The following is a 24,449-nucleotide window of genomic DNA, read 5'->3' as shown; positions in this document are numbered from 1 at the left end:
CCTTCAAAGGGAAAAGTGAGTGTCAGGGGTCAGGGACGCATGGCCAGGCTCGGCAAGCGCACACCGCCGCGCACGACGAAAACAGTCTGTGGCGGGTAGGCCGCACAGGCGGCCCCACCCGATACACCGCCGTCGGCGCAGACAGTCCCGGCCAGTTCCCGCTCGCTGTCGGCGTCCTGGGCCTGGGCAGCCGAATCGCCGTCGCCTTGGGCCAGGGCGTCGCCCGCAGCGTTGCCGCCATTGGCGTTTGCCGGCGCGCCGCTCTGATCCACCAGCAGCAGGCCGCCGTCCTCGACCCCGACGTCGGACCAATCAGTCGGTTTCGGCTGGACCGGATTGAGCTCCGGCGCATGGGGCGAAGTCACTTGCACGACGATGCGCGTTGCATCGGCGACGCTCTGCTGGATGGCGCTGATATCGATGGACTGCGTCACCGTGAGGTTGGCATTGGCCGGGTCGCTGACGATCAGGTAACCGAGGTCAGCCAGCCCACCGATATTGATCTGGTGGGTGCCGGGGTCTGGGTTTCCTATCGAATACTCCGGCTGGCCGAGCATCTGTTTGGTGTCACCGTTCTGCAGGCCGTTGACGTCGAAACCGGCTGCACCGCCACCGTTGAACGTGGTTTGGCCGTCGAATGGTTTGGTCTGGGTGGTCGTACCGTTCGTGGACACCACCAGCGTCGGTTGCTCGCGGTATACGGCATGAACCCCGGTGTCACCCAGCGCCCGACCGAAATTGCTCTGCTGCTCGTCGCTGTTGTAGCGGAAGTTGCCGCTGCCACTGCCCACCACATCCACCACGCCGGTGCTGCCGGCGAGGCTGCCGGTGTAGATCACCGCCCGGCCACCCGCGCCGGTGGACACCGTCACGCCCGCGTTGGCTTTCACGTCACCGCCCGAGGCCACGCCCGCCGAAGCGGATTGACCGGCGTTGAGCACGATCGCATCAGCGGCATTGCTGGTGGTGCTGACGTTCTCGGTCAGGGTGATATTACCGGTGGTCGTTACAACCTGGACTTTGCCGGTGTTGCCGATGCCAACGATCTGATCCAGCTGGGTGCCGTCAAGCGCCGTCTCGGTCAGCCTGCCGACGGTGACGTCCGTGCGGTTGACGAAGTTGACGTCCTTCGCCCGGCTGGCGATATCGCCGACCCAGTTGCTGGCATTGCGCAGGTCAAAATCGCCGCCCTTGAGCGCCAGGCCATCGGCGGTGATGGTGCCGTTGGCATCTTGGGTGGTCTTGCCATCGACGTTGAGGAACACGTTGCCGTTGGTGGCCAGCGCTTCGTTGATCGCCAGATCGCCGTCGGTGCCGATGCTGACGTCGCCGGTGTTGTTCACGCCGGTGGTCGTCTTGACCACGTTGCCGTTGCCGTCGGTTTCAGTCAGCGTGCCGACCTTCAGGTTGCCAGTGTTGTTGAACGCGACCTTGCCCGCCTCGCTGGCGATGTCGCCCACCACGTTGCCGTTGTTGCGCAACTCGAAGTCGCCGCCGTTGAGCGCCAGGCCGTCCGCGGTGATGTTGCCGTTGGCATCTTGGGTGGTCTTGCCATCGACGTTCAGGAACACGTTGCCGCTGGTGACCAGTTCTTCGTTGATCGCCAGATCGCCGTCGGTGCCGATGCTCACGTCGCCGGTGTTGTTCACGCCGGTGGTCGTCTTGACCACGTTGCCGTTACCGTCGGTTTCAGTCAGCGTGCCGACCTTCAAATTGCCAGTGTTGTTGAACGCGACCTTGCCCGCCTCGCTGGCAATGTCGCCCACCACGTTGCCGTTGTTGCGCAACTCGAAGTCGCCGCCATTGAGCGCCAGGCCGTCAGCGGTGATGTTGCCGTTGGCATCCTGGGTGGTCTTGCCATCGACGTTGAGGAACACGTTGCCGCTGGTGGCCAGCGCTTCGTTGATCGCCAGATCACCGTCGGTGGCGATGCTGACGTCGCCAGTGTTGTTCACACCGGTGACGGTCGTTTGCGTGCCATCGGCATGGGTCGCGGTAAGCGAGCCCACTTTGAGGTTCCCGTTGTTGTTGAACTGGACCTTGCCCGCATCGCTGGCGATATCGCCGATCACGTTACCGCTGTTGCCCAGGCCGTAGTTGCCGCCCAGCAGCACCAGGCCGCTGGCATCGAGCTTGGCCCCGGCGTCACCGGCCTGAGTGGTGTTGCCCGCCACTTCCAGGGTGATGATGTCGTCGGCGCGGGTTTGACCCTGGCCGGCGTCATCCCGTGGGCCGTTTTCGATGGTGATGCCTTTTACCAGCGACAGGTCGTGGTCGGTTTTCAGGGTGACCGCTTCGTCGGAGGTAATCCCAACGGTGCCGTCCACGACGCCAACCGTCAGGTTGCCGTTGCCGGCGAATTTCAAGCTGCCGACATCGGCGGCGATCACGCCCACGTCATTCCCCTTGCCCAGGTCGAAATCGCCTTCGCCGCGCAGGGCCAATTCGTCTGCGGTAATGGTCGCCCCCGTTGCCTGGGTCGCCCCTTTGCCGGCGTCGACGGTGAGGGTCAGGCCTTTGCCGGTCGTGCCGTCTTCGTCGGTGCCTTCGGGATCCTGGAGGGTCAGATCGCCCAGCAGGTTCAGGACACCGTTGGCGACCAACGCCAGGTCGTCCATGAGCGTCGCGCCTTCATCGTCGACGGTGATGTTGCGGGTCTTGTCATTGCCGATGACGACCTTGTCGAAACCGTCCTGGATGTTGGCCAGGTCAGCGTCGGACAGCACCAGCGGATCGTTTGGCCCGGTCACCTCTGGGTCATCACTGCCGCCCACGTGGATATCCAGGCCTGGGGTTTTCTGCTGCAAGGTGAGACTGCCGCCACCGGCAACGCTCGCGGCGAGATCGATTTCGTCGGCGGTCAGGCTCGTATTGCCCTGGGTCGCCAATGCCTGGCCGACCGTGAGCGTGTCGGCGATAAGGTTCAGGTCGCCGGTCTGAGTCATGCCGGCCACCGGCACACCTTGCGGGTTCGCCGGGGTCTGGCTGTCAGGAACGGTGACGACGCCGACGGTCAGGTCATCGACATCGGCAAAGCTGACGGTGCCGGTGTCGCTGGCAATCGTGTCGACGTCGTTGGCGGCGTTGTCCAGGTCATGGACGGCGCCGTCACCCAGCAACACCAGGCCATCGGCGACAATGGCGCCGCCAGCGGTCTGGTCGATCTTGCCGCCATTGCTTTGCAATGCCAGGACCGGAGCCGGTTTGTTGTCGTCGTTGCCGGTGCCCGGTGCGTCCGCCACGGTCAACTGGTCATTGATGTGGATATCGCCGGTGCCGGCATCGAGGATAAGGTTGTCGTTGATGCGGGTGGCTTCGATGATGCTGATGTCACCGGTCATGTCCGCGCCACCGATCTTGACGGAAGTGAACCCGTCGCCCAGGGCGCTGATGTCGGTGCCGGTCAGTTCCAACGAACCGGCGGCGTCGCCGGTGCTGCCGCCCACGGCAATGTTTTTGCTCGGGGTGTTGGTTTCAAGGGCAATGGAGCCATTGCCGGTAACGCTGCCGGCGCCGCCGTTGAAGTTGATATCGTCGGCCTTGATGGCCAGGTTGTTGTCGGTGCCGTTGAGGCTGCCGTTGAACGTAATCGAACTGCCTTGCAGGCCCTTGCTGCCAGAGGTGTTGGTCTTGATGTTGTCGACGTACAGCGAGCCGCCAACCTGCTTGCCGGCGGTCTGGTCGAAACTGCCCGAAACGAACACGAATTTGTACGTGCCGGCCTTGTCAGCGGTCGCCGTATGGCTTTTCCAATCCACCGCGCCCGTGCCGTTCCCCGTTTCGTTCAGGATGATCTGGTATTCACCGGTGTTGACGTTCAACAGATAGCCGAAGACATCATAGGTATCGCCGCCCGCAACCGGTTTGTAATCGAAACTGACCGCTTCCCCCGCCGCCAGGGAGACCGTGCCCTCGCTCACCACCGACGGACCGCGCATGATGCAACCGGCGGGTGCGTTCTGGCAGTTGGAGTTGTTCTCGGTGCCCAGCAGCAGCGCAGCGCCACCGTCCTGGCCCTGGCCAGCCGCGACGACCGGTGTGAGGGGCTTGTAGTTCATGTCGCCCTGGTCGCCAGGCGAAACGCTCGGCGGGTTGCCATTGGTCGGCGATGTGGTTGGCAGCGTCGGGTCATCGGGAGATACCACGCCCTCCACCACGGTCACACCAGTGAAGAACTGGTCGATGGAGGTCTTCCAGCCGACCAGGCCGTTTTCGAAGTCGGCGTTCAGGAACTGCGAGGTGCCCATCTCAACCGCACCGTTGTAGACCTGCTCGCCGCTGGTGAAGACTTTTGCACCGTTGATATACGTCTTGCCGGCGCCACTGGTGGTCGCGTACAGGGCGCCCAGGGCGCTGTTACCGCCCACCATGTCGCTGAAGATGATCGAGCCTGAACCTGCGTCCACGCGCAGCTCGCGCTTGTTGGCCACCGCATCGGAATCCACCACGCCGGCAAACACGATGTTGCCGCCGTTGCTCTTCAGGCTGACGTCGGTGTTGAGCGCCATCTTGCCATTGAAGATCAACGCCAAACTGTTGCCATTGCCCGCGCCGCTGGCGTCGATGTCACCGTTGAGGAAGATATTGCCGAAGACGTAGCGGCCCGTGCCGACGTCGTTGTGCCCGGACTGCAAGGTCAGCGTCCGATCGCCGCTGATGTTCGTCGGGGTGTAGTCGCCGTTCCAGTGGATGCTGTTGTCGGCTTTGATCGCCACATCGGTGCCGCCGGCCAGGGCCGTATCGATCGCGTTGAAACCGACCGTGGCCTCTGTCCCGTTGGCGCCGCCCGTCAACCCGCCGTTGCCCGGTCCCACCGTGACGCTGTCCGGATCGAGCAACCACAAGCCGCCCTTGCCGTTTTTGGCCGAGGCATCGGCGGCTTTGCTCACCGCCAGCTTGGCGCCGCTGGTTTCGATCTTGCCGCCGTCACCGCCCTTGGCGCCGCCGGTGGCTTTCAAGGTGCCGTCCACGCGCGTCACGCTGCCAGGCTTCTTCACATCCGACCAGGCCACCACGGTGCCGCCTTTGCCGTTATCGGTGGCCGATGCATCGAGCACGGCGCCAGCGGCGATAGTGGTCTGGCTGGCCTGCTTGATCGAAGCGTCCTTGCCTTGCCAGCTTCCGCCCACGTAAATCTCGCCGCCGCCCTTGGCGCCGGTGGCGTCGAGCGCAGCGCCGCCGTTGATGGCCACGCGATCCCCGGTCACGACGATCTTGCCGCCCTTGGCGGTGTCGGAAGACACATCGATGCGCCCGGCGACTTGTACGTCGCCCCGGTCGCCCATCAACGTGACCACGCCGTTTTCACCGACATCCAGGGAACGGGCTTCGATCAGGCCGGTGTTGTTGATGACGGTGCTCGCCAGGGTTTCCGCCGCACGGGCGGTCAGCAGGATTTTCCCGGCATCGGCACGAATGGCACCGCCGTTTTCAATCAACGCCTGCAACGCGCCTTCCTGGACTTCCAACTGCACCGGCCCACCCAAGTCGAGCGTCACGACGCTGCCGGCGCCCAGCAGCACGTTGCCCTTGTGCGCGGTGATGTTGCCTTCGTTGACGATTTTCGCAGCGATCAGGGCAACAGTGCCGCCTTGCGCTGCGTTGATGTTGCCCTGGTTGACCACCGACGCGGCGCTGTCGCCACTGAAACGGTAATTGCCGGCAAGGAAATCTTCGGTGGATAGATTAAGCGTGGAGGCCACCAGACCGCCCACATCCACTTGCGCGCCGGGGGTGAACAATACGCCGTTGGGGTTGACAAGGAACACCTGGCCGTTGGCTTTCAGCGCGCCCTGGATCACCGACACATCCGAGCCTAATACCCGGTTCAATGCGACAGAATTCGCGCCAGGCTGGACGAACTGGACGGTGTTGCCCTTGCCGATGGAGAAGCTCTGCCAGTCAATCGCAAGCTTGTCGCTGCCCTGATGAATGACCATGCCCGTGCCGCCCTGGTGGATGCTGCCGTTACCCGCCACGATATTGCCGCCGGACGGCAAAGGCCCCGCCGTGGCAAACGAGGCGAATACACTGCCGCCCACGCCCATGACGAGGCTCAGCCTGAGGTTGAGGGATTGACGGCTTTTGTCCTTGCCCTGGCTTTTGACCAACTCGGATGCCACCTGCCATGCGCCCATCACGACATTCCAGACGACTCGGTAACTTCTATTCATTGTGTTCACTCATTCCTGATACAGCGGGTCACGCCAAGACGACCCGACGGTTCCTGTCGACAAATCAAACGGAGAAACCGAATCCGGGGCGGATTGCGGCTCGAAAAATCCCACAGTGCTGCGCCCATCATGTCCGCCGCGCTGGGGGCAGTGCCTTTGCTTGAGCGCCCATGGCTTTTGAATGAGGGGATGGAATTCCAATTTTCCGATGGGTGGCTCGCTGGTCACCTCCTCGTCGGCGACCTATGCTCAGTCGGTCCAGTTTCCACAGGCGGGCCCTGATGATCCGATGCAAACGCGCCTACGAAACCGCTACCGCCGAGGATGGCGTGCGGGTGCTGGTCGACCGCTTGTGGCCGCGTAACTGCCCCAAGGATGCCTTGGCGATCGCCGAGTGGCTGCCGCAGCTCGGGCCTTCCCACCCATTGCGCAAGGCGTTCAAGGCGGGCGCGGTTTCGTTCGAGCAGTTCCGCGAGGCGTATCGCAAGGAATTGGCGGCGCGGCCGGAGCATTGGTGGAAGCTGGTGGACCTTGCGCGGGATGGAAGGCTTACCCTGGTGTATGCGGCCAAATCGACGGATGAAAATAACGCGGTGGTGCTGGCGCAGTGGTTGGAGGATGAGGTGGAGAAACGCACGGAGTCGAGCTCACCGGTGTGTTATCTGGATGAGTTTCCAGAGCTTTGAAAGGGGCTTGCTGTAACACCGTGGCGAGGGACCTTGCGCCCTCGCCACGGGTTATCGATTTGCCTAAGATCGGCGCAGAGAATTCACCGGGAGGACAGCCGTGACGCCATCGCCCTTTGATCCGTTGGTTCATATCGATTGGAAAACACCCGGCAGCGACTTGCTTGGGCTGCTGCAGCATTACTACCCCGACATCGGGGTGTTTGCGGGCCCGGGGTTCGAGACGTTATTGGATGAGCTTTCCAACGAGATGCCCGAGGTCTGCTTCGAGGCGCTGGCGGCGCTGTTGTCGCACCAGGGTTACGACCTGTGGAACCTGGACGCCGGCGGCGATGATTATCGGCCGGTTATTTTCCCCTCCGACCAACGCGAGGCGTTTGCCCAGCATTGGCAAAGCCCACGTGGCGAACCCAGATTCACGCCGAGATTGATCGAGCCGCCCAAGCCCATGGTGACCGAACACAAACCGGCCAAGACCAAGCGCGGCAAGGTGAACTGGCTGCAGGAAGTCCATGACTACCCCGGCCCCACTCACGTGCATGAATACAACTACCGCAATGGCTGGGCTGCCATCACCGAGCAGGACGAAGACCGGTGGTTGTGCTTTTTGATCGACTACAACCAGTGGCCGCCTGTCGAGCTGGACATGCTCGAACAACGCACCGATGAGGTGGATGGCGGGGACCTGCGGCTGATCGACGCCAACGCCCAGCGCAGCCTGTGGCGACGCCAGGTCAAACGCGGCGATTACAGCGCGGATGATCGGTTCAAATATGAGATTCGCCGGGGCGATACCATCGAGGACTTCGGACCTGCCGGCCAGGAGTGGCAGGCATTCGAAGAACCCTGCGTTGTGGCAGACGACACGATTTTCGAGCGCCAGCGCATTTACGAGCCCAAGCACCTGACGAGGATCTGGCGGACCACGGCGGACAGCAGCGAGGTGATTTTCGAGGACTCGGATGAGCTGACCATCCTGCCCGTCGGCCCGCGCCGATTGCTGTTCATGCAACACAACGGCAAGCGCTGCTGGGTCTGGAACCAGGACCCGCCGCACCAGGCCGTCGCCGCCAAGCCAATGCCCGCCGAGGCTTATAAGCTGCGCGCATCGACCGCGTACCTGGGCGGTGACGAGATTTTGCTGTTCAGCGAAGGCGCGCGGCCGAACGTCGAGCACTCGGGTTATCAAGAGACGGTGCTGTTGGCGTGGCGCTTCAATTTCATCACCGGTGCCAAGGCGAAGGCGACGTTGGACGGCTTCGGCAGCGAGCTGCGCCAGGACACCCGCCTGCTGGTCACCCAGCCCAAGCAGGTGATCACGCTGCGCACGTTCCATGGACAGCTTCATGTGTCCCGTGGGCATGGTGATTGGTGGGTGTGGCGTTATCGCGCCAACACCTTCGGCACCCAGACCCTGGCATGGTTTTGGAATCAACGCAGCAATGAGGTAGTGAAGCTCTCGACCAAGGATATCCCGCGCGTCAAGCCTGAGATTCGTTACGTGCCGGCGCAGGAACGGTATCTGGCGTTCGAGACGGATTTTGTGGCGCGGTTGCCGGGCTTCGCGCAGATCCTTGAGGCCAAAGGATGTGAGGTTCTGACTTTTCAGTGAGGCGATTTCGCCACGGGTTTGTCTTAAACCTGCAGCACCCCACGAAACCCACGCGCCGCGTAATACGACTGCACCCCATTGTGGTAAACGAACACCCGGCCATAACGAAAATCGCCAAACAACGCCCCACCCAGCGCCCGGATTTCCGAAGGTGTTGCCAACCAACTGGACGTCTTGGCATCAAACTCACCCAGCGCTTGTAATGCCCGGTATTGCTCTTCGGTCAACAGGCTCACGCCCATCGCTTCGGCCAATTCCAGGGCACTGCCTTTGGGTTTGTTCTCCTTGCGCGCATCCAGGGCCGCACGGTCGTAGCAGAGGCTGCGGCGGCCGGTCGGGCTTTCCTTTACGCAATCGCAAAAGGTGATAGAGCCTGTCTTCGCGTCCAGGCCAATCACGTCGGGCTCGCCGCCGGTGGCTTCCATGGCTTGGAGCGTTTCAAGGGCGCTGGGGTTGTTGTCGAGCCGCGTCTGGACGTCGGCCCATGGGATGTTTGGATGGCGGTCGGGGTTCTGTTCAAAACGGGCCCGCAGGGTTTGCAGCAAGGTTTGTTGTTGTTCTTTCATGGCGCGAGGTCCTTGGGTGCCGATGGGTTGTGCATGGAGCGCTTAATACGATATGCAGCAAGTCACAGCTTCGATATTTCAATTTGATATTGGCTACTGTCGACTCTGACAGTAGTTGCGCAGCGGCGTTGGCTCTTAACCTGCTACAGGTTCGCGAGCAGGAGCCTAGGGTGAATACAACGATAAGCTGCATCAGAGCGCTCCCACTTATCCTGCCTATTACATTGGCCGGCACCTGTTTCCCGGCGCTGGCGACCGAGGACTGCAATATTCAGAAAGTCGGGCTGGCGATGATTCTGGAACCTGGAGGTATAGCTCAAAAAGCCTTGTCCAAAGCCCAGTACAAGGAAAAACTGGATGTGAAGCGCGTGCGGATCACCCACTCGGAACGGGCCAAGCATCCGGATAAATCTCGCCTCACTGTGGTGATCGACAAAAAAAGAAAAGTGAAGCACATCTATTGCGAATGAACACCCGCTGCTGGTGAGCCCGTGGAAAGGACACCCGGTCAGCGCCTCACCTGGGCGCTACGCGGCGCGGGCGGTCCGGCCAGCGTCTTCGTCCTTGAGAAGATAACGGGCGAGGCATTGAGTGAGTGAGACCGCCGCATCCTCAAAGGACGCGCCGGCTCACTGTAATACCGCATCGTCAAGGTTCGCGCTAACTCACGCGCTTCACCTCAAGACGCCCGCAAGGCGGCCCACTTAATTGCTCGCCCGTTTCCAGGCTGAACACCGAAAAGTGCAACGGGCAGGTGATGCTTTTCCGCTGCTCATTGATCACTCCATGTTCCAGCCATCCAGCGCGATGCGGGCATGTGTGCGGCACTTCAAAGTGCTGGTCGTCAATGACGATGGCGAACGTGCCTGGGCGATAGAATTCAGATGGCTCGCTCACACATGCGCTCCTTATCGAAGTACTTCTGCCGCCTCGCCTTTTCGACAGCGGCATCGAAGGCGGCGTTGGTGATGTCCCGTCCCATGCAGATGCCTTTCCACGCTTTGACAGGATCCAGGTCCCTCGCCACGTCCATTGCCTTGAGCAGGCGCTGGCCTTCAATCGCATGGAAGACATCGATGTGAACATGCTCGGAATAGTAGGTATGGGCCTTGATCTGCAAACGCGAGCAGATGGACGTGTAGCATTCAAAAAAGAACGGTACGACGGTTTCGAAGTAAGTAATCACCCCCGCGAAATACGACGGATCATCCGCCCTCATCGTCAACCAACAGAACATGTTGGGAAACGAGAAACCAGCCGGGGCGTTAACGTCGATGTAGAAGTCCAGGTCGGTAGGCATTCCCAACTCATTAAGCAGATCAATGTACAGCGTCGTATGGGAGCGCTTCAGGTTACCGGACCCGAACTCGTCGATCATCATGCGCAACATCGGCATCTGCGCCGCCAGGCTGAGCCGGGGCATAAGGTGATAAAACACTTGTGCCTCGGTCAAACCATCCAACGCGAACTCCTGCACCAGGATCCTGAACTCGTCGAGGCTCATATGCTCGCTTACATAGGCTGCGCTGGGCGGGATCACGCTGCGCTCCATTTCCACCAGTTCAGCCAGTTGCTTGCGCAATGCAGCGAGGTTGGTCGGTGGGTTGGCGGTTCGCGTCTTCTGGATAGTCGACTCGATCCACTCACGCTCGAAAGCCAGGATATGGTTTTCCAACGGTTTGAGCTGTTTGATGCATGACCGATTCGCCAGGAATAGTTCTTTCTGCAAGTCGCTCATGCCATGGCCTCCTGCTCTGCGAACACACGGTCAGTGCTGATGATGCCGCGGGCCTTGAGTTCTTTCTTGACCTGGGCGTACCAATCGTCGGCGCCTAGTTCAAAGCGCTCATTGAGCTCTTCCACTAGTTCACCGATTGAAGTTTGCCGGGCGCCAATTGCCAGTCGACAGACTCCGGGTTCCAGATTGGCCAAGGACACCACATTACCGTCGGACTCGAGCTCCCGCGCAAGCAGCATTTCCCAGCCAATGAGGTAATCGAGCCCCTCGTTGCGCAGGCGCTCGATCTCGCTTTGCACACGCGGCTGGGAGGGTGAGTCCTTGATACCGATGACTCTCGGTAGTTGGGCGATCGAGAACAAGGTCTCGAAGCTTTTCTCGTTACCGGATAACGCTGACTCGTTATAAATGAAGATATCCAGCGACGTCGCATCATGGACCGCCCGGTAATGCTCGATCATGTCTTGTTGGCTTGTGCCTGAAGCAAAAGGCGATGTGAACATGACCGCCTGGGCCCCAAGCTTTTGCGCCAACAATGCGTACTCGACGACTTCAGCCGTCGTCGCGCGTTCTATACCGGCTATTACCGCCTTGTCCTGTGCGTGGGCCAGCGTCAGCTCCAGCATGCGCTGCCACTCCCGCCGACCCAGCCGCCAGCCCTCGCCGGAAGTCAGGCAAGGAATGTATCCATCGACAAACGGCCGTGAACAATGAAGCAAGCGACGCACGCTCGCTTCGCAGACGCGCGACTGATCATCAAGAGGCGTGATCAACGGTACGTAGATGTGCTTAGTCGACATGCTGGAAGTCCTCTTGTCCGATGGTCATCTGCAACGACTGCTCGTACAGGCCCTGTAGCTTTTCAGGAAACACGGACTGCGAGGACGCCATGGGAAACGTCTTCAGGTAGGGCTTGAGCAACGTCAGATCGCGAAGCGAATCGTCATGGGTGTAGAACGGTTGTTGATGCTCGACCACATGGGCGACCAGCATCTTCTTTTCCACACTCAAGTGCGCCCAGTCGGGCTCCAGGCAGGCGCGCTTCAAGACTTTATTGCTATAGCCCTGGCGCTGGATGTTCATGTCCGTATGAAGTACGTCCATGAACGGGTAATAGACGTCCTGCAGGTGTCGGCTCTTCTTCCAGATAATGGCATCGCATATGCCAATCTGGCCAAAACTCATCAGCACCTGACGTGAATAAAAAGCGCTGAAAAACCCCAGCGATTGCGCCCTTACCTCAGGGTCGCGATGATGCATACCCATGAACACAGTGGCGTCCATAACCGCAATGGAGGCTTCAGCCATGATAGTTCTCCAGTGCCAGGGCGATGGTCCTGACCGCCTGTTCGAACTCCTCAGGCTTGCGCGCCAATGCCAGGCGGATGTATTTCTGCCCTGCCTGCGGTTGGCTCCAATAGAAATATTTGCCAGGCAGGACGTACACCTCATAGGCCATCAGGTACGCCTGCAAGTCATCGGCCGACACGCCATCACGCAGGATTTCGAACCAGGCAACACTGGTCTCAACCGCCGGCGTCAAATAACTCAGGAAACTGCCGTGCAAATGTTCTCGGGCGGCCGCGCGGTTTACATCGAGTACCGAACGTACCGACTCGAAATCGTCAGCGTTGCTGTCTCGAATGTATTGAGTCACGACATTCAGAATAAAGGGCGACACGTTCAGCAATACGCTGGTGACGATGCTGTAGATGTCAGCGTTGATGGCCCGGCTGGACATGATCGTCGCGCACTTGGTGTCTTGCAGCGGCCAGGTTTTTCCTGTGTCTTCCATGATGATGTACTCGGTACCGATGTCATCCAAAATGGCATAGGCATCGAGGCGGCTACCCCCTGAAGCTTTGAAAAACGCGGCGAAGCAAAAATCCAGAATCAACAACTTGCGGTGATCCTTGCAGTAACGCGCCACTTCGACAAAGGTGTCGGCGCCGTCGGCAAACATGCTGGTACCGGTCGGGTTGTTGGGATCCACCAGGAAAATCGCATCGACGTTTGCCGCCGCGGCTTGAAGCTTTGCATAGACACTCGTAGACGACTGCAAAAGGGCTTCGTCCAGTGGAGTCAACGGCACTTCCATGTGCTTGAGCAGGTCATGCAAGTTGTCGAAACAAGGTTCGATCAAACCCACGCTCATGTTGCGTTTGCGCAGATAGGTCGCGGTGATGTGCATCGCAATGGAGGCCGCGTAGACCAGATAGATTTCATCATGTCGCTTGAGCGCATGCTCTTGACCATGGAACGTGAAGAACGCCTGGATAAATTCCTGCTCGCTCTGATATTGGCTCTGGCCTTGGGCGCGATACCAGAGTTCGGGCAGACGGCTGACAATCTCTCGCTGGGTGACGCTTTGGTCCTGATGCGTATGGGCGTCGGCGAGATTGAAGCGTGTTTTCAAGGCAGAAATTTCATGTTGGGTGATATCTTCTTTATCATCCAGGCGGGTCAAGACGCTCATATTATTATTCCTATAGGTACTGAGTATGTTCATCTCGCTGGCCGGCTCACGGCGCCGTAGATAAACCCTGATCTATAGTTAGCATTGTTTCATTGTCGAACAACTGTACTTGGGTGCAGCTTGGCATTTGCATTCCTGTATCTAGGTACAGTTGCTTTTCCTGGTTCATGCCGCCATGCTCGGCGCGCACGATAATTCAGCATAAATACCCAAGGGCATTGCAGGACATGGACAACGTCAGCTTTCATGCCATCAATTATTCCGATGCCTCAGAAGAGCTATTGAGTGACCTGTACGGTTTGAGAAAAGAAGTTTTTGCGGACCGGCTTGACTGGCGCGTCACGATTCAGCACGGAAGGGAAATTGACGAATATGACAATGCCAATGCAACCTATCTCGTCGGTCTGTGTGCGGGGCAAGCGCTGGCTAGTTTGCGCCTGATCAATACGCTGAACCCTTACATGGTCGAAGGTCCATTCCGAAACTTCTTCAAGTGCGAAGTTCCAAAACACAATTCGATGGCCGAATCCAGTCGTTTCTTTGTGGATAAAACCCGTTCTCGCGCCATGGGTTTGAACCAACTACCGCTTACCGAAATGTTGCTGTTGGCCATGCACGAACATGCCGCCCGGCAGGGCCTGGGTTCGATCATAACGGTGGTCAGCCAAGCCATGTCTCGCATCGTTCTGCGGGCGGGTTGGCACTACGAAGTTCTGGATACTGGCGAAGCTTCACCCGGCGAAAAGGTGTTGCTGCTCAACATGCCAGTGCGCCCCGAAAACGACCGGAGCCTCAGGCAAACCATCGAGTCGAAGCAGCGCCGCGGCGTGGCGCAGGCTTGCAAACAAGGGTTGCCCTGCTAGGGCACCTGCTGTCGGTTCAGACCAGCCCCATGCTGACAGCCTTGTAGACCGCTTGCTTGGCGTTGCAGACGCAGAGCTTGTCCACGATGTTCGCCATATGGAATTTAACGGTGCGCACGGAGATGGCATGGATAGCGGCGATTTCGCTGTAAGCCTTACCCATGACGACCCATTTCAGGACCCCAAGCTCCCTGTCCGACAGCCCGGCTTCGGTCAACTCCGGGAATAATTCGCTCAACGAAAAACAATCAGTCAACCTGCTTTGAAACTGAACGAGCGTCATCTGGATTTCTGCCGCCCTGCGCGTCATGGTCTGCTCGAAATCCTGACGACGCTCGGTATTGCTGATACTCAGTGCAGCAAACAAGCCATTGGCATCGTGCAGGTTGAAAGTGAAGCCGTCCGATATCCGGTATTTTTCCGACGATGCAAAAACCGCCTGCCCTTGACCTGACGTCTTGGATTCAAGCGCTTCATGCCAAAAGAACGGCGCTATGCATTTCATGCCATGTTTAATGACCGGATCGATAAGGTGGAAATTCTCAGCCCTATACACGTCGAGCCAGCGTTTCGGATAATTTGAGAAAATCCTCGGTTTTACTTCACGCCCCTTGTACATGACAAAGTAAGCATAATGACAACCTTCCAACGGCCGCAGGCACTTCTCGAATGTATTCTTGAGTCTTTCATCCAATTCAGACCCGGTATTGATGAAGCGCCGCCCTCTCAAAGCTTGATTGCTCATAAAAACTCCCTTTTTTATGGTTTCGTTGCTTGAGTAGATCCTTGCTGCAGAATGATGAAAAAAGCATTCAATCCAAGTCTCAATTCGTAGTAAAGCCAAATGACCACTACATACTCGACGACCGAATTGAAGCAAGACTCGCCTCCGTTGGGGTAAGCCGTCCTTCTCTTGCGGATCAGGCGGCTCGCTCCAGTTTAGAGTCTGTATGGAACGTGTATCAACTTACCGGCATATCCCGGGATTCGGCGAGCCCGGCTTGCACGGCAGGACGGGACTCAATCGTTTTCAACCAGCGCAGCACATGGGGGAACGCCGTGATATTCAGGTCCAACTCTTCGTAGGTGCGCAACCAGGGAAACGCCGCGATATCGGCAATGGAATATTGCTCGCACGCCAGGTAACTGCGCTCGGCCAACTGCTTATCCACCACCCCATAAAGGCGCAGGGCCTCTCTGCGATAACGTGTTATAGCTTCCTCGTTGCGTGTAGTGCTGCCATGCAGGAACCACCACAGTTGGCCCAACATTGGACCAATGGCCCCGACCTGGAAGAACAGCCATTGTTGGACCGCGAGCCGTTCGGTAGACGCATCGGGTTGCAAAAAACCATGCTTGTGCGACAGGTAATCCAGGATGGCGGCGGATTCAAAAACCGAAACGCCCGCTTGGTGATCAACGATGGCGGGGATTTTCCCGTTCGGATTGATGGCCAGGAATTCCGGCGAGTGTTGTCGGCCTTCCGAGAGGTTGAGTTTCACAATTTCGCAAGCAATCCCTGCCTCCTTCAGGAAAATACTGATTTTTTGTCCGTTAGGCGTATCGGCCGTATACAGCGTGATCGGAACAGCAGCGCTCATGAGGAACTCCATTTCGTATCAATTTAATTGCATTTGCAATCATATTAATCCGTGCAGTAAGGTGCAAGCACGACGGAACGCACGGAGATTGTGGAATGATCGGCTTTTCCAGCTTCAGTAAAACGCCTGAGACCCGCCTCGCCGCACAGGCCTGTATCGATAAGATTCGAACGCTTGCCGATCAGCACGCAGGTGGGTTTTGCTCGCCGCTCTACACCATGATCGATATTGCCAACCGCCTCGAAAGAGATCCGGGAACAGCTCGGAACATCTGGGTGATTCGAGCCAACATACAGCCTCAAGCCGAAAGCCATCACACCCGCATCAGTGCTTGGCCGTTGCGCATGAGCCCTGCCGCCCGCGCGAGCGAGAAACCGCTGTTGTACCTGACCAGTTCAGCGACATCGGCCGAACTTTGCGCGCTGTCAAACGAATCGGCAAACCGCGGAATACTGTGCAACGACATAGAAACCCTGCCCTCGCGCTGGCCCAAGGGGGCTCATCCCTGGGTGCCGCTCTGGCTGGTGGCCAATCCGCAATGCCTGCCATTCGACCCAGCCAGCGGCGCCGAAGCGCATGCCATTGCCCTGGCCGCTCTGGAGAGCCTTTACGTGGAGGGCAACGATGGTTTTTATTACATGGCGCTTCACGATGAGCCCAATGATTTCCTGGCCCCAATCGGCAATGCCAGCGCGAGCCAGGCGCTCAAGGGAATGTACAAGCTGACCGAAATCGAGACCAATGTTGGCGCCCCTCGGGTTCGCTTGTTGGGCGCGGGGTTGGCGTTGCAATCGGTGGTGAGCGCGGGGCAAATGTTGAGCGACCACTGGGGCATCGCGAGCGAATTGTGGAGCTGCCCCAGCTATACCCGCTTGGCCCGTGACGCGCACAAGGCACAGCGTTGGAATCGCATGCACCCCGGGATGCCAAGACGATCGTCGCATCTGCTCGACTGCCTGGGCCCCTCGGACAGTCCGGTCGTCGCGGTGACGGGTTACGCGCAGCACGTCGCCGAGCAGATCGGCAGCCACATCGGCTCACGGTTCGTGGCCCTCGGCGCCGACTCTATCGGTGCCGCTTGCGCAGCGGTGGATAAACACTGGATCGTGGTGTCGTCGTTGCAGGCCCTGGCTCAGGATGGGCTTATCGACCGAGCGTTGGTCGAGCAGGCGATGAGCCAATACCTGTTGCAATGACCACACATCGCTCATCCCGCTCGCCCACTGGAGCGCGCCGCTTTGGCCGCACGTTCCAATGCTTCGCTGAAGACTCGTTGCTGGTCGTCATCGAACTGCGACAGGAACAATTCGTCCACCGCGCCTTCATAGACCTTCCACATCTTCTTGCGCAGCGCTTTCCCGCTCTCGGTGATGGCCGCGTACGCGCCTCGACCGTCGTCGCTGGCGCGGCTGCGGGTGACCAGGCCCTCAGCCTCCAGGCGGTCGACCAGGCGCGTGAGATTGTAGCGTTCGATGGCCATGACATCGGCCAATTCGCTCATCCGCCGCGCGCCGTCAGGGCCACTTTCCAAGCCCCATAACGCGTCGTACCAAGCATAGGCAGGCAGCCCCTCAGCCGCCAGGCGACGCTCTATTTCGCGGATCAGGCAGCGGTGGGCCCGGACGAATCTGAACCAGGTGTCCGGCTCGTTTGAAGACATGCAGCACCTTTTTGATGAGATCGATTTAGTTGCAATTGTAGCGCGTGGCAGGATAAGTTCTCGCTCGTAGTTGCAAATGCAACTACAAAATTCCAGAAGGTTGGCGTCCACCCACGCCCCTTAGTCAGGCACCAAACGACTCGGTGCTGCAGCACTGTCCAGGAGACGACAACGATGGCACAACAATCCATGTTTCTCGACGAGGATCCACAAGAGACTCGCGAATGGCTCGAATCCATTGAGTCGGTGGCAAGCGTCGAAGGGCGCCCTCGCGCTCACTACCTGATCGACCAGATGCTTGATTTCGACGCCAACCGCCACGGCGATTTCTACGGCCGAGTGACGACCCCCTACGTCAATACGATCCCGGTCGACCGCCAGCAGCCCTATCCTGGCGACCTGGCCGTCGAGCGCCGGATCAACGCCTATATCCGTTGGAATGCACTGGCCATGGTGCTGCGCGCCGGCAAACATTCAAACGTGGGCGGGCACATCGCGTCCTATGCATCGGCGGCCGTTTTGTATGACGTCGGCTTCGAGCATTTTTTCCGTGGCCGCACCGAGCAATTCGCTGGCGACATGGTGTACATCCAAGGCCATTCTTCACCCGGCATCTATGGACGCGCCTATCTGGAAGGTCGCCTGAGCGAAGAGCAGCTGGACAACTTCCGCCGCGAGACTGACCGCGACGGTGTTTCGTCCTATCCGCATCCACGGCTGATGCCAGACTTCTGGCAGTTTCCAACGGTCTCCATGGGGCTCGGACCGATCACCGCCGCGTATCAGGCCCGGTTCATGCGCTACCTTGAAGATCGTGGCCTGAAAGAACACCAAGGCCGCAAAGTCTGGGCGTTTCTCGGTGACGGTGAAATGGATCAGCCGGAATCGCTGGCGGCCATTTCCCTGGCGGGCCGGGAGAAGCTCGACAACATCATTTTTGTCGTCAACTGCAACCTGCAACGCCTGGACGGTCCGGTGCGTGGCAACAGCAAGGTGATCCAGGAATTCGAAAGCCTGTACCGGGCGGCCGGCTGGAATGTCATCAAGGTGATCTGGGGCAGCGGCTGGGATGCCCTGCTGGAAAAGGACAAGAGCGGCCTGCTGCGCCAACGGATGATGGAATGCGTTGACGGCGACTACCAGAACTACAAATCCCAGAACGGCGCCTATGTGCGTGAACACTTCTTCGGCAAGTATCCCCAGTTGCTGGAGCTGGTCAGCGACCTGAGCGACGACGACATCTGGAAGTTGTCTCGCGGTGGCCACGATCCAGAAAAAGTCTACAACGCCTATGCCGCTGCCATGCGCCACACTGGCGGGCCGACAGTCATTCTGGCCAAGACCGTGAAAGGCTTCGGCATGGGCGAAGCGGGTGAAGGCCAGAACATCAATCATCAACTCAAGAAAATGGGCGACGAGGCGGTCAAGGCGTTCCGTGACCGGTTCGCACTGGCGCTCACCGACGACCAGTTGGGTGACATGCCTTATCTCAAACCCGCCACGGACAGCGTCGAAGCCCTCTACCTGCAAGCCAGGCGGACCCAGTTGGGCGGCTATATCCCGGCGCGTTTCAACGCCGTGGCGCCATTGCAGGTGCCACCCTTATCAGCGCTGGATACACAGCTCAAAGGCACGGGCGAACGGGCGATTTCCACCACCATGGCGTTCGTGCGCATCCTCGGCACGCTGCTCAAGGACCCGAACATCGGCAAGCTGATCGTGCCCATTGTGCCGGACGAATCTCGCACCTTTGGCATGGAAAGCCTGTTCCGCCAGATCGGCATTCACTCCCATGTCGGCCAGTTGTATACCCCACAAGACGCCGGCCAGTTGAGCTACTACAAAGAAGCCCGGGACGGCCAGATCATGCAGGAGGGTCTGAACGAGTCCGGCGGGATATCTTCGTGGATCGCCGCAAGCACGTCCTACAGCACCCATGGCGTGATGACGGTGCCGTTCTACATCTTTTACTCGATGTTCGGCTTCCAGCGCGTTGGCGACCTGGCCTGGGCGGCGGGCGACGCACGCGCTCGCGGCTTCCTGCTCGGGGCGACTTCCGGCAGGACGACGCTCATGGGTGAAGGCCTGCAACACGACGACGGCCATAGTCACGTGCTGTCCTCGACCATCCCGTGTTGCGTATCCTACGACCCGACCTACGCCTACGAACTGGCGGTGATCATCCAGGACGGTATGCGGCGGATGTACGCTGAAAACGAAGACATCTTCTATTACATCACCGTACTGAACGAAAACTACGCCCACCCACCGATGCCCGAAGGTGTCGAGGAAGGCATTCTCAAGGGCATGTACCGCCTCTCGGCGTCGGAAAAACCTGTCGAAGGCAAGCATGTGCAGCTGATGGGTTGCGGTTCGATCCTTCAGGAAGTCGTTGCGGCGGCCCAATTGCTGGAACAGGATTTTGCTGTCAGCAGCGAAGTCTGGAGCGTGACCAGCCTGACCGAACTGCGCCGTGACGGCCAGGAAGCCGAACGCTGGAACCTGCTGCATCCCGAGCACGCGCCGCGCGTCGGTTATGTGGAAAGTTGCCTGCACGACAAACAGGGCCCGGTGGTGGTCGCGACGGACTACATGAAGATTTTCGCCGACCAGATCCGCCCGTTCGTACCCAAGCGCCGCTTCGTGGCCCTGGGCACGGATGGTTTCGGTCAATCGGACACTCGCGAGTCGCTGCGCAGATTCTTTGAGGTGGACCGTCACTTCATCGCCCTCGCGGCGTTGAAGGCCCTGGCCGACGACGGGCAAATCCCAAGGGGAAAAGTCGCTGAGGCGATCACACTTTATGGGATCGATCCGCAAAAGCAGAACCCTGCGAAAGTTTGACCCCACGATCAACCTGTGGGAGCGAGCTCGCTCCCACAGTGGATGGTGATGCAGGTCATTGCGCCTTCAGTTCGACCACACCCCGGACTCGCTGCAACATATTGATCAAATGCAACCGCATCGAAGCCCGTGCTGCTTGCGCATCGTGCCGCGCCAACGCCGCGTAGATCTGCTCCCGCTCGCGCACCACCAGTGCCCGGTTCTGGCCTGTCACCGACGGCCCGGCCTGTTGCACTACCTCGATCAACGTGTTGCCCACATGGGCCATGGCATCGATGAAAAAGCTGTTGCCGGTGCACTGGGCGACCTGCCGATGAAACTCGAAATCGACCCGGGCGCTTTCCTCATCCGTTGGATCAAGCGCATTCGCCGCATCGAGCGCCTCACGCATCGTTAGCAACTGATCCGGCGTGGCGCGTTGCGCAGCGATACCCGCAGCTTCCACTTCCAGGCTCAGGCGCAGCTCGATCACGGCCAGCGCGTCATAAGCGCCACCCTTGACATGTTTGCCGCCCTGGAAATCTCCCGGGCGCGCGGTGTCCACCACAAACGTGCCGATGCCATGTCGGGTTTCCACCAAGCCTTCAGCCTGGAGCCGGGACATGGCTTCACGGACAACAGTCCGACTGACGCCACGCTCCTTGATGATCACCTGTTCCGTTGGCAACTTGCTGCCCGCAGGCAGGTCGCCCGTGAGTATCTGCTGCGTCAGGTCGACCACCAGTTGCTGAGTCATGCTCAGGCGTCGATCGGTTGTGACACGCTCCATTGCACCTATCCATCAAGCCAGACGATCGCGGCATTATAGCCGCGACCTTGCCTCAAAACTCACTATAATGCCCGCTGATCTCACTAGAGCACGCCGATGACGGACCAAGCGTTATCTCCATTGAACAAGCCGCGCCGCCTGGCCGAAACACTGGTCGACCGTTTTGCCCAGCGCATGCGCGACGGCATCCTGAAATGTGGCGAAAAACTGCCCACCGAAGTGCACATCATGGAAGCCGAAGGCGTCAGCCGTTCGGTGGTGCGCGAGGCATTGTCGCGTTTGCAGGCGGCGGGGTTGGTGGAGACGCGCCATGGCGTCGGCACGTTTGTTCTGGATATGCCGGCACCGGAAGGGTTTACCCTCGGGCCAGCGACGATTGCCACATTGTCCGACGTGCTCAACTTGCTGGAGTTTCGCCTGAGCCTCGAAGTGCAGGCCGCCGGCATGGCCGCCGAACGCGCCACGCCCGAAGCCCTGGCCGAACTGGCCCAGGCGTTGGATGCGTTGTTGCAAGGGCCGGAAAAATCCGGCACCACCATCAACGCCGACTTTCAGTTCCACTTGAAAATCGCCAAGGCGGCCGGCAATTACTACCTGATCGACATCATGAAGCACCTGGGTACGAAGCTGATCCCGCGCACCCGGATGAACTCCGCCTACTCAGGGCAAAGTGATCGCAGCGCCTACCTGCAGGGGATCAATGCCGAGCACCAGCAAATCTTCGATGCCATCGCCAGTCGCAATGTCGATGCGGCGCGGGCGGCCATGTACCTGCATTTGAGCAACAGCCGCATGCGCCTGTGTGAAACCCAACAACGCCAGGCGTTCTACAACGACTAAATGCTTGTAGGCCCCTGTGGCAAGGAAGCTTGCTCCCGCTTGGGCGCGAAGTGCCCACAAAGAAGGACTGCTGCGCAGCCCAGCGGGAGCAAGCTCCCTCGCCACGCAATTCAACTATTGCTCGAATGAGCAGTGCCGCCTCACTACTTAGAAGAAGCTGTATTTAACGCCGACCCGCAACCGCAGTTGTCGATCACTGTCCACCGAGTTGACTTTGATATCACCCACTTCAAAGAACGGCGCCCAGCGTTTATCCCACTGGTATTTAACCACGGCATTCTGCTCATAGTCGTCAGTACCGCCGTTATAGCGAATGTAGTCGGCATCGAAGTAAGTCAATTGATATTCATAGGCCCACGGTCCTTGAGGACCGTAGTTGACATAAACATCGTAACGGTTGACCTTCTGGTCGTCTTGCCCATTGTGCGGAACGTCACGGTCAATCTTGTCGCGGTCCAGCTTGGCTGAATCATAGCGATAGCGACCGGCGATACTCAGCTCTTTGGTTACTCGGTAACCCAGGCGCAGGCCCAACTTGTAGGTGGTGGACTCCTCATCGCTGTCCAGGGCCAACGAAGGCGTCAGCGTCCAGCGATCATTGATCTTATGCTGGTAGTTGACGGTAAATTCATGGCCGCTGCCGACGGTATTGTCGAAGGCGACGTCTTTCCGGTCACCGGCCGTCTTGTATTTGAGTTCACCTTCCAGGCCCACGCCGTTATCCAGCCTGATGCCGAACTTGGCGCGGTCGGCATGCATTCGAGTCTTTTCAGCATATTGATGCCGGACATTGATATAACCGGTATCCGCCTGAGCGACAACCGAGGTGAACAACGAAGCGATCGACAAAACTACGAGGGTCTTTTTCATATTTTTTATTCTTGTAAGTTGAAATCATTAGTTGGGTTGAACGCCAAATCGCAGGCGAGCGCGTACGCGCATTGAAACGTGCGGTTCAACGTGTTCTGCGGTTTAAAACAGGTACAGCGGGTCAGTTACTTCAAACGGCAATAGGTACGCGTTGAATATCGCGACTGGCTTGCACCAACAGGCGCGTGTATTCATGGTCGGCGCCATTGTTCGCGAGCAAGTGACTGTCGAGTGTCTCCACTACCCTGCCCTGCTGCATCACCGCCAGCCGATCGCACAAATGCGCAACGACCGCCAAGTCGTGGGTGACCATCAAATAGGTCAGCCCTTCCTGACGACGCAGATCGGCCAACAGATTGAGGATTTCCGCCTGCACCGAGACATCCAGCGCCGAGGTCGGCTCGTCCAACAGCAATACCCGAGGGCGCAGGATCAGCGCACGGGCAATCGCCACGCGTTGGCGCTGGCCGCCGGATAATTGATGCGGGTAACGAAAGCGAAAGCTGTCGTTCAAACCAACCTTGCGCAGGATCTCGCTGACCTTCGGCCCACGCCCGTCGATACCGTGGATACGCAGTGGCTCCTGCAGCGCGGCGTCGATGGTGTAGCGCGGATGCAGCGAGGCGTACGGGTCCTGGAAAACCATCTGCACGGTACGGTAGTGGTCCAGCGGCAGCTTGCGCGTCACTGCCCTGCCGGCGATTTGCAGTTGACCAGTCCAGTGCTGGTATTGTCCGGCCAGGCAACGCAGCACGGTGGTCTTGCCCGAACCGGACTCCCCCACCAGGCCAAACGCCTCACCTTCGCCAACGCTCAGGCCCACGTCGTGCAGTACCGCGTTCAGTGCCGCGCCGGTGCCGAAACTGAGGTTCAGGCCGGTGATTTCGATCATGCTCATGACAGGCTCCTCAAGGATTCAACCAGTGTGGGTCGCGCTGCAACACCGGCAGCGTGGCGCGCGGATGGTCCAGGCTGGGCAATGCGGCCAACAGGCCTTGGGTGTAGGGATGGGTGGCGTTATCCAGGTCGGCGGCGGCAAACGACTCGACCACGCGGCCGGCGTACATCACCAGCACGCGGTCGCAGAAATGCCGTACCAGGTTCAAATCGTGGCTGATGAAAATCAGTCCAAGGTCACGCTCGCTGACCAGCTCTTCCAGCACGTTGAGCACCTGCCGGCGCACCGATACGTCCAAGGCCGAGGTGGGTTCGTCGGCGATGATCACCTGGGGATCGGTGATGACCATCATGGCGATCATGATCCGCTGGCCCATGCCGCCAGAGACTTCGTGGGGGTGCAGGTCATAGACCCGACGAGGGTCACGAATGTGCACCTTTGCGAGCATGTCCAAGGCCCGTTCCCGCGCTTGGCGATGGGGCACTTTGTGATGGGCAAGATAGGCTTCGGCGATTTGCTCGCCAACGCGCACCACCGGGTTCAGTGAATATTTCGGGTCTTGCATGATCATCGACATGCGCGCGCCGCGAATCGCCTGGATCTGCTTTTCGCTCGCGCTCAGCAAGTCGATATCGGCGAAGCGCAGGGTCTTGGCGGTGACCCGCGCCGTCGGCGGATGCAGACGCAAAAGGCTGCGGCCGACGGTGGATTTACCCGAGCCGGATTCGCCGACAATGGCGAGTTTTTCCCGGCCCAGGTTGAACGACACATCACGCACCGCCAGCGAGGTTTTGCCCGCGTTGCGAAACTCCACGCACAAATCCTGTACCGCAAGTTTTATCTCAGTCATGAC

The 24,449-nt window shown here is 59.2% G+C and carries 21 protein-coding genes; 7 read left to right on the top strand and 14 right to left on the bottom strand.

All coding sequences use genetic code 11. The annotated features are described in order from the left end of the window. Positions 1-29: 29 nt before the first annotated feature. Entirely contained in the window at positions 30-6,173 is a 6,144-nt protein-coding gene (locus J3P92_RS05225) for a filamentous hemagglutinin N-terminal domain-containing protein (protein WP_434650045.1), read from the bottom strand. A gap of 281 nt (positions 6,174-6,454) precedes the next feature. Between J3P92_RS05225 and J3P92_RS05220 the strand changes: the two genes are divergently transcribed. Together J3P92_RS05220 and J3P92_RS05215 are read left to right on the top strand one after the other, a co-directional pair. Next, positions 6,455-6,859 carry a DUF488 domain-containing protein gene (locus tag J3P92_RS05220; RefSeq protein ID WP_434650044.1) on the top strand — a complete coding sequence of 135 codons (405 nt, stop codon included), beginning with the start codon at positions 6,455-6,457 and terminating at the stop codon, positions 6,857-6,859. 100 nt (positions 6,860-6,959) lie between these two features. Further along, on the top strand, positions 6,960-8,471 hold the full coding sequence (locus tag J3P92_RS05215) for a DUF6630 family protein (RefSeq protein ID WP_420764120.1): 1,512 nt from the start codon (positions 6,960-6,962) through the stop codon (positions 8,469-8,471). A gap of 23 nt (positions 8,472-8,494) precedes the next feature. Here J3P92_RS05215 and J3P92_RS05210 read toward each other — a convergent pair whose 3' ends face one another. After that, positions 8,495-9,037 carry a DUF4256 domain-containing protein gene (locus tag J3P92_RS05210; RefSeq protein WP_434650043.1) on the bottom strand — a complete coding sequence of 181 codons (543 nt, stop codon included), beginning with the start codon at positions 9,035-9,037 and terminating at the stop codon, positions 8,495-8,497. A gap of 170 nt (positions 9,038-9,207) precedes the next feature. On the opposite strand from J3P92_RS05210, the gene J3P92_RS05205 reads away from it, so the two are divergent. Further along, positions 9,208-9,507 carry a hypothetical protein gene (locus tag J3P92_RS05205; RefSeq protein ID WP_434650042.1) on the top strand — a complete coding sequence of 100 codons (300 nt, stop codon included), beginning with the start codon at positions 9,208-9,210 and terminating at the stop codon, positions 9,505-9,507. A 190-nt stretch (positions 9,508-9,697) separates the two neighbouring features. Here the strand turns inward: J3P92_RS05205 and J3P92_RS05200 are convergent, their stop codons facing one another. The 5 genes from J3P92_RS05200 to J3P92_RS05180 are packed head-to-tail and all read right to left on the bottom strand — an operon-like array spanning position 9,698 to position 13,251. Further along, entirely contained in the window at positions 9,698-9,934 is a 237-nt protein-coding gene (locus tag J3P92_RS05200) for a Rieske (2Fe-2S) protein (RefSeq protein WP_434628289.1), read from the bottom strand. After that, positions 9,918-10,775: an iron-containing redox enzyme family protein gene (locus J3P92_RS05195; RefSeq protein ID WP_434650041.1), complete on the bottom strand. Its 858-nt coding sequence runs from the start codon at positions 10,773-10,775 to the stop codon at positions 9,918-9,920. Before J3P92_RS05195 ends, J3P92_RS05200 begins: the two co-directional genes overlap by 17 nt. After that, positions 10,772-11,575 (bottom strand): dihydrodipicolinate synthase family protein, encoded by an 804-nt coding sequence (locus J3P92_RS05190; protein ID WP_434650040.1) that lies wholly within the window; start codon positions 11,573-11,575, stop codon positions 10,772-10,774. Before J3P92_RS05190 ends, J3P92_RS05195 begins: the two co-directional genes overlap by 4 nt. Then, positions 11,565-12,083 carry a DUF6190 family protein gene (locus J3P92_RS05185; RefSeq protein WP_434609660.1) on the bottom strand — a complete coding sequence of 173 codons (519 nt, stop codon included), beginning with the start codon at positions 12,081-12,083 and terminating at the stop codon, positions 11,565-11,567. The genes J3P92_RS05190 and J3P92_RS05185 overlap by 11 nt, the downstream gene beginning before the upstream one ends. After that, positions 12,076-13,251 carry a pyridoxal phosphate-dependent aminotransferase gene (locus J3P92_RS05180; RefSeq protein WP_434609657.1) on the bottom strand — a complete coding sequence of 392 codons (1,176 nt, stop codon included), beginning with the start codon at positions 13,249-13,251 and terminating at the stop codon, positions 12,076-12,078. The genes J3P92_RS05185 and J3P92_RS05180 overlap by 8 nt, the downstream gene beginning before the upstream one ends. 227 nt (positions 13,252-13,478) lie before the next feature. Between J3P92_RS05180 and J3P92_RS05175 the strand changes: the two genes are divergently transcribed. Beyond that, a complete protein-coding gene (locus J3P92_RS05175; protein ID WP_434609655.1) occupies positions 13,479-14,114 on the top strand; it encodes an acyl-homoserine-lactone synthase in 636 nt (211 codons plus the stop codon). A gap of 16 nt (positions 14,115-14,130) precedes the next feature. On the opposite strand, the gene J3P92_RS05170 is transcribed toward J3P92_RS05175, so the two are convergent. Beyond that, positions 14,131-14,859: a helix-turn-helix transcriptional regulator gene (locus J3P92_RS05170; protein ID WP_434609653.1), complete on the bottom strand. Its 729-nt coding sequence runs from the start codon at positions 14,857-14,859 to the stop codon at positions 14,131-14,133. 217 nt (positions 14,860-15,076) lie between these two features. Then, entirely contained in the window at positions 15,077-15,715 is a 639-nt protein-coding gene (locus tag J3P92_RS05165; RefSeq protein ID WP_434628286.1) for a glutathione S-transferase family protein, read from the bottom strand. Between the two features lie 344 nt (positions 15,716-16,059). Between J3P92_RS05165 and J3P92_RS05160 the strand changes: the two genes are divergently transcribed. Continuing rightward, positions 16,060-16,911: a transketolase-like TK C-terminal-containing protein gene (locus J3P92_RS05160; RefSeq protein ID WP_434650039.1), complete on the top strand. Its 852-nt coding sequence runs from the start codon at positions 16,060-16,062 to the stop codon at positions 16,909-16,911. Positions 16,912-16,922: 11 nt separating this feature from the next. On the opposite strand, the gene J3P92_RS05155 is transcribed toward J3P92_RS05160, so the two are convergent. Then, positions 16,923-17,375: a MarR family winged helix-turn-helix transcriptional regulator gene (locus J3P92_RS05155; RefSeq protein WP_420764117.1), complete on the bottom strand. Its 453-nt coding sequence runs from the start codon at positions 17,373-17,375 to the stop codon at positions 16,923-16,925. Between the two features lie 174 nt (positions 17,376-17,549). Between J3P92_RS05155 and aceE the strand changes: the two genes are divergently transcribed. Continuing rightward, positions 17,550-20,219 carry a pyruvate dehydrogenase (acetyl-transferring), homodimeric type gene (gene aceE, locus J3P92_RS05150; protein ID WP_434650038.1) on the top strand — a complete coding sequence of 890 codons (2,670 nt, stop codon included), beginning with the start codon at positions 17,550-17,552 and terminating at the stop codon, positions 20,217-20,219. Between the two features lie 55 nt (positions 20,220-20,274). Here aceE and J3P92_RS05145 read toward each other — a convergent pair whose 3' ends face one another. Next, positions 20,275-20,988 carry a FadR/GntR family transcriptional regulator gene (locus J3P92_RS05145; protein WP_434650037.1) on the bottom strand — a complete coding sequence of 238 codons (714 nt, stop codon included), beginning with the start codon at positions 20,986-20,988 and terminating at the stop codon, positions 20,275-20,277. Positions 20,989-21,084: 96 nt separating this feature from the next. Here J3P92_RS05145 and J3P92_RS05140 point away from each other — a divergent pair, with 96 nt between their 5' ends. Then, positions 21,085-21,828 (top strand): FadR/GntR family transcriptional regulator, encoded by a 744-nt coding sequence (locus J3P92_RS05140; protein WP_434609640.1) that lies wholly within the window; start codon positions 21,085-21,087, stop codon positions 21,826-21,828. Between the two features lie 147 nt (positions 21,829-21,975). On the opposite strand, the gene J3P92_RS05135 is transcribed toward J3P92_RS05140, so the two are convergent. The 3 genes from J3P92_RS05135 to J3P92_RS05125 all read right to left on the bottom strand — a co-directional run bounded on the left by J3P92_RS05135 (position 21,976) and on the right by J3P92_RS05125 (position 24,446). Continuing rightward, positions 21,976-22,698, bottom strand: coding sequence for an oligogalacturonate-specific porin KdgM family protein (locus J3P92_RS05135; RefSeq protein ID WP_434609638.1), 723 nt, complete (start codon positions 22,696-22,698; stop codon positions 21,976-21,978). Between the two features lie 130 nt (positions 22,699-22,828). Next, the gene (locus tag J3P92_RS05130) at positions 22,829-23,596 is read right to left on the bottom strand and encodes an ABC transporter ATP-binding protein (protein WP_420764112.1); all 768 of its coding nucleotides are present in this window, start codon (positions 23,594-23,596) and stop codon (positions 22,829-22,831) included. 10 nt (positions 23,597-23,606) lie between these two features. Further along, positions 23,607-24,446 carry an ABC transporter ATP-binding protein gene (locus J3P92_RS05125; RefSeq protein ID WP_434650036.1) on the bottom strand — a complete coding sequence of 280 codons (840 nt, stop codon included), beginning with the start codon at positions 24,444-24,446 and terminating at the stop codon, positions 23,607-23,609. Between the last annotated feature and the right edge of the window lie 3 nt (positions 24,447-24,449).

The sequence above is a fragment of the Pseudomonas sp. D3-27 genome (assembly GCF_051132165.1).
Lineage (GTDB): Bacteria > Pseudomonadota > Gammaproteobacteria > Pseudomonadales > Pseudomonadaceae > Aquipseudomonas.
Note: the sequence above shows the minus strand (reverse complement) of the source record. Positions and strands in the feature narration are given on the sequence as shown.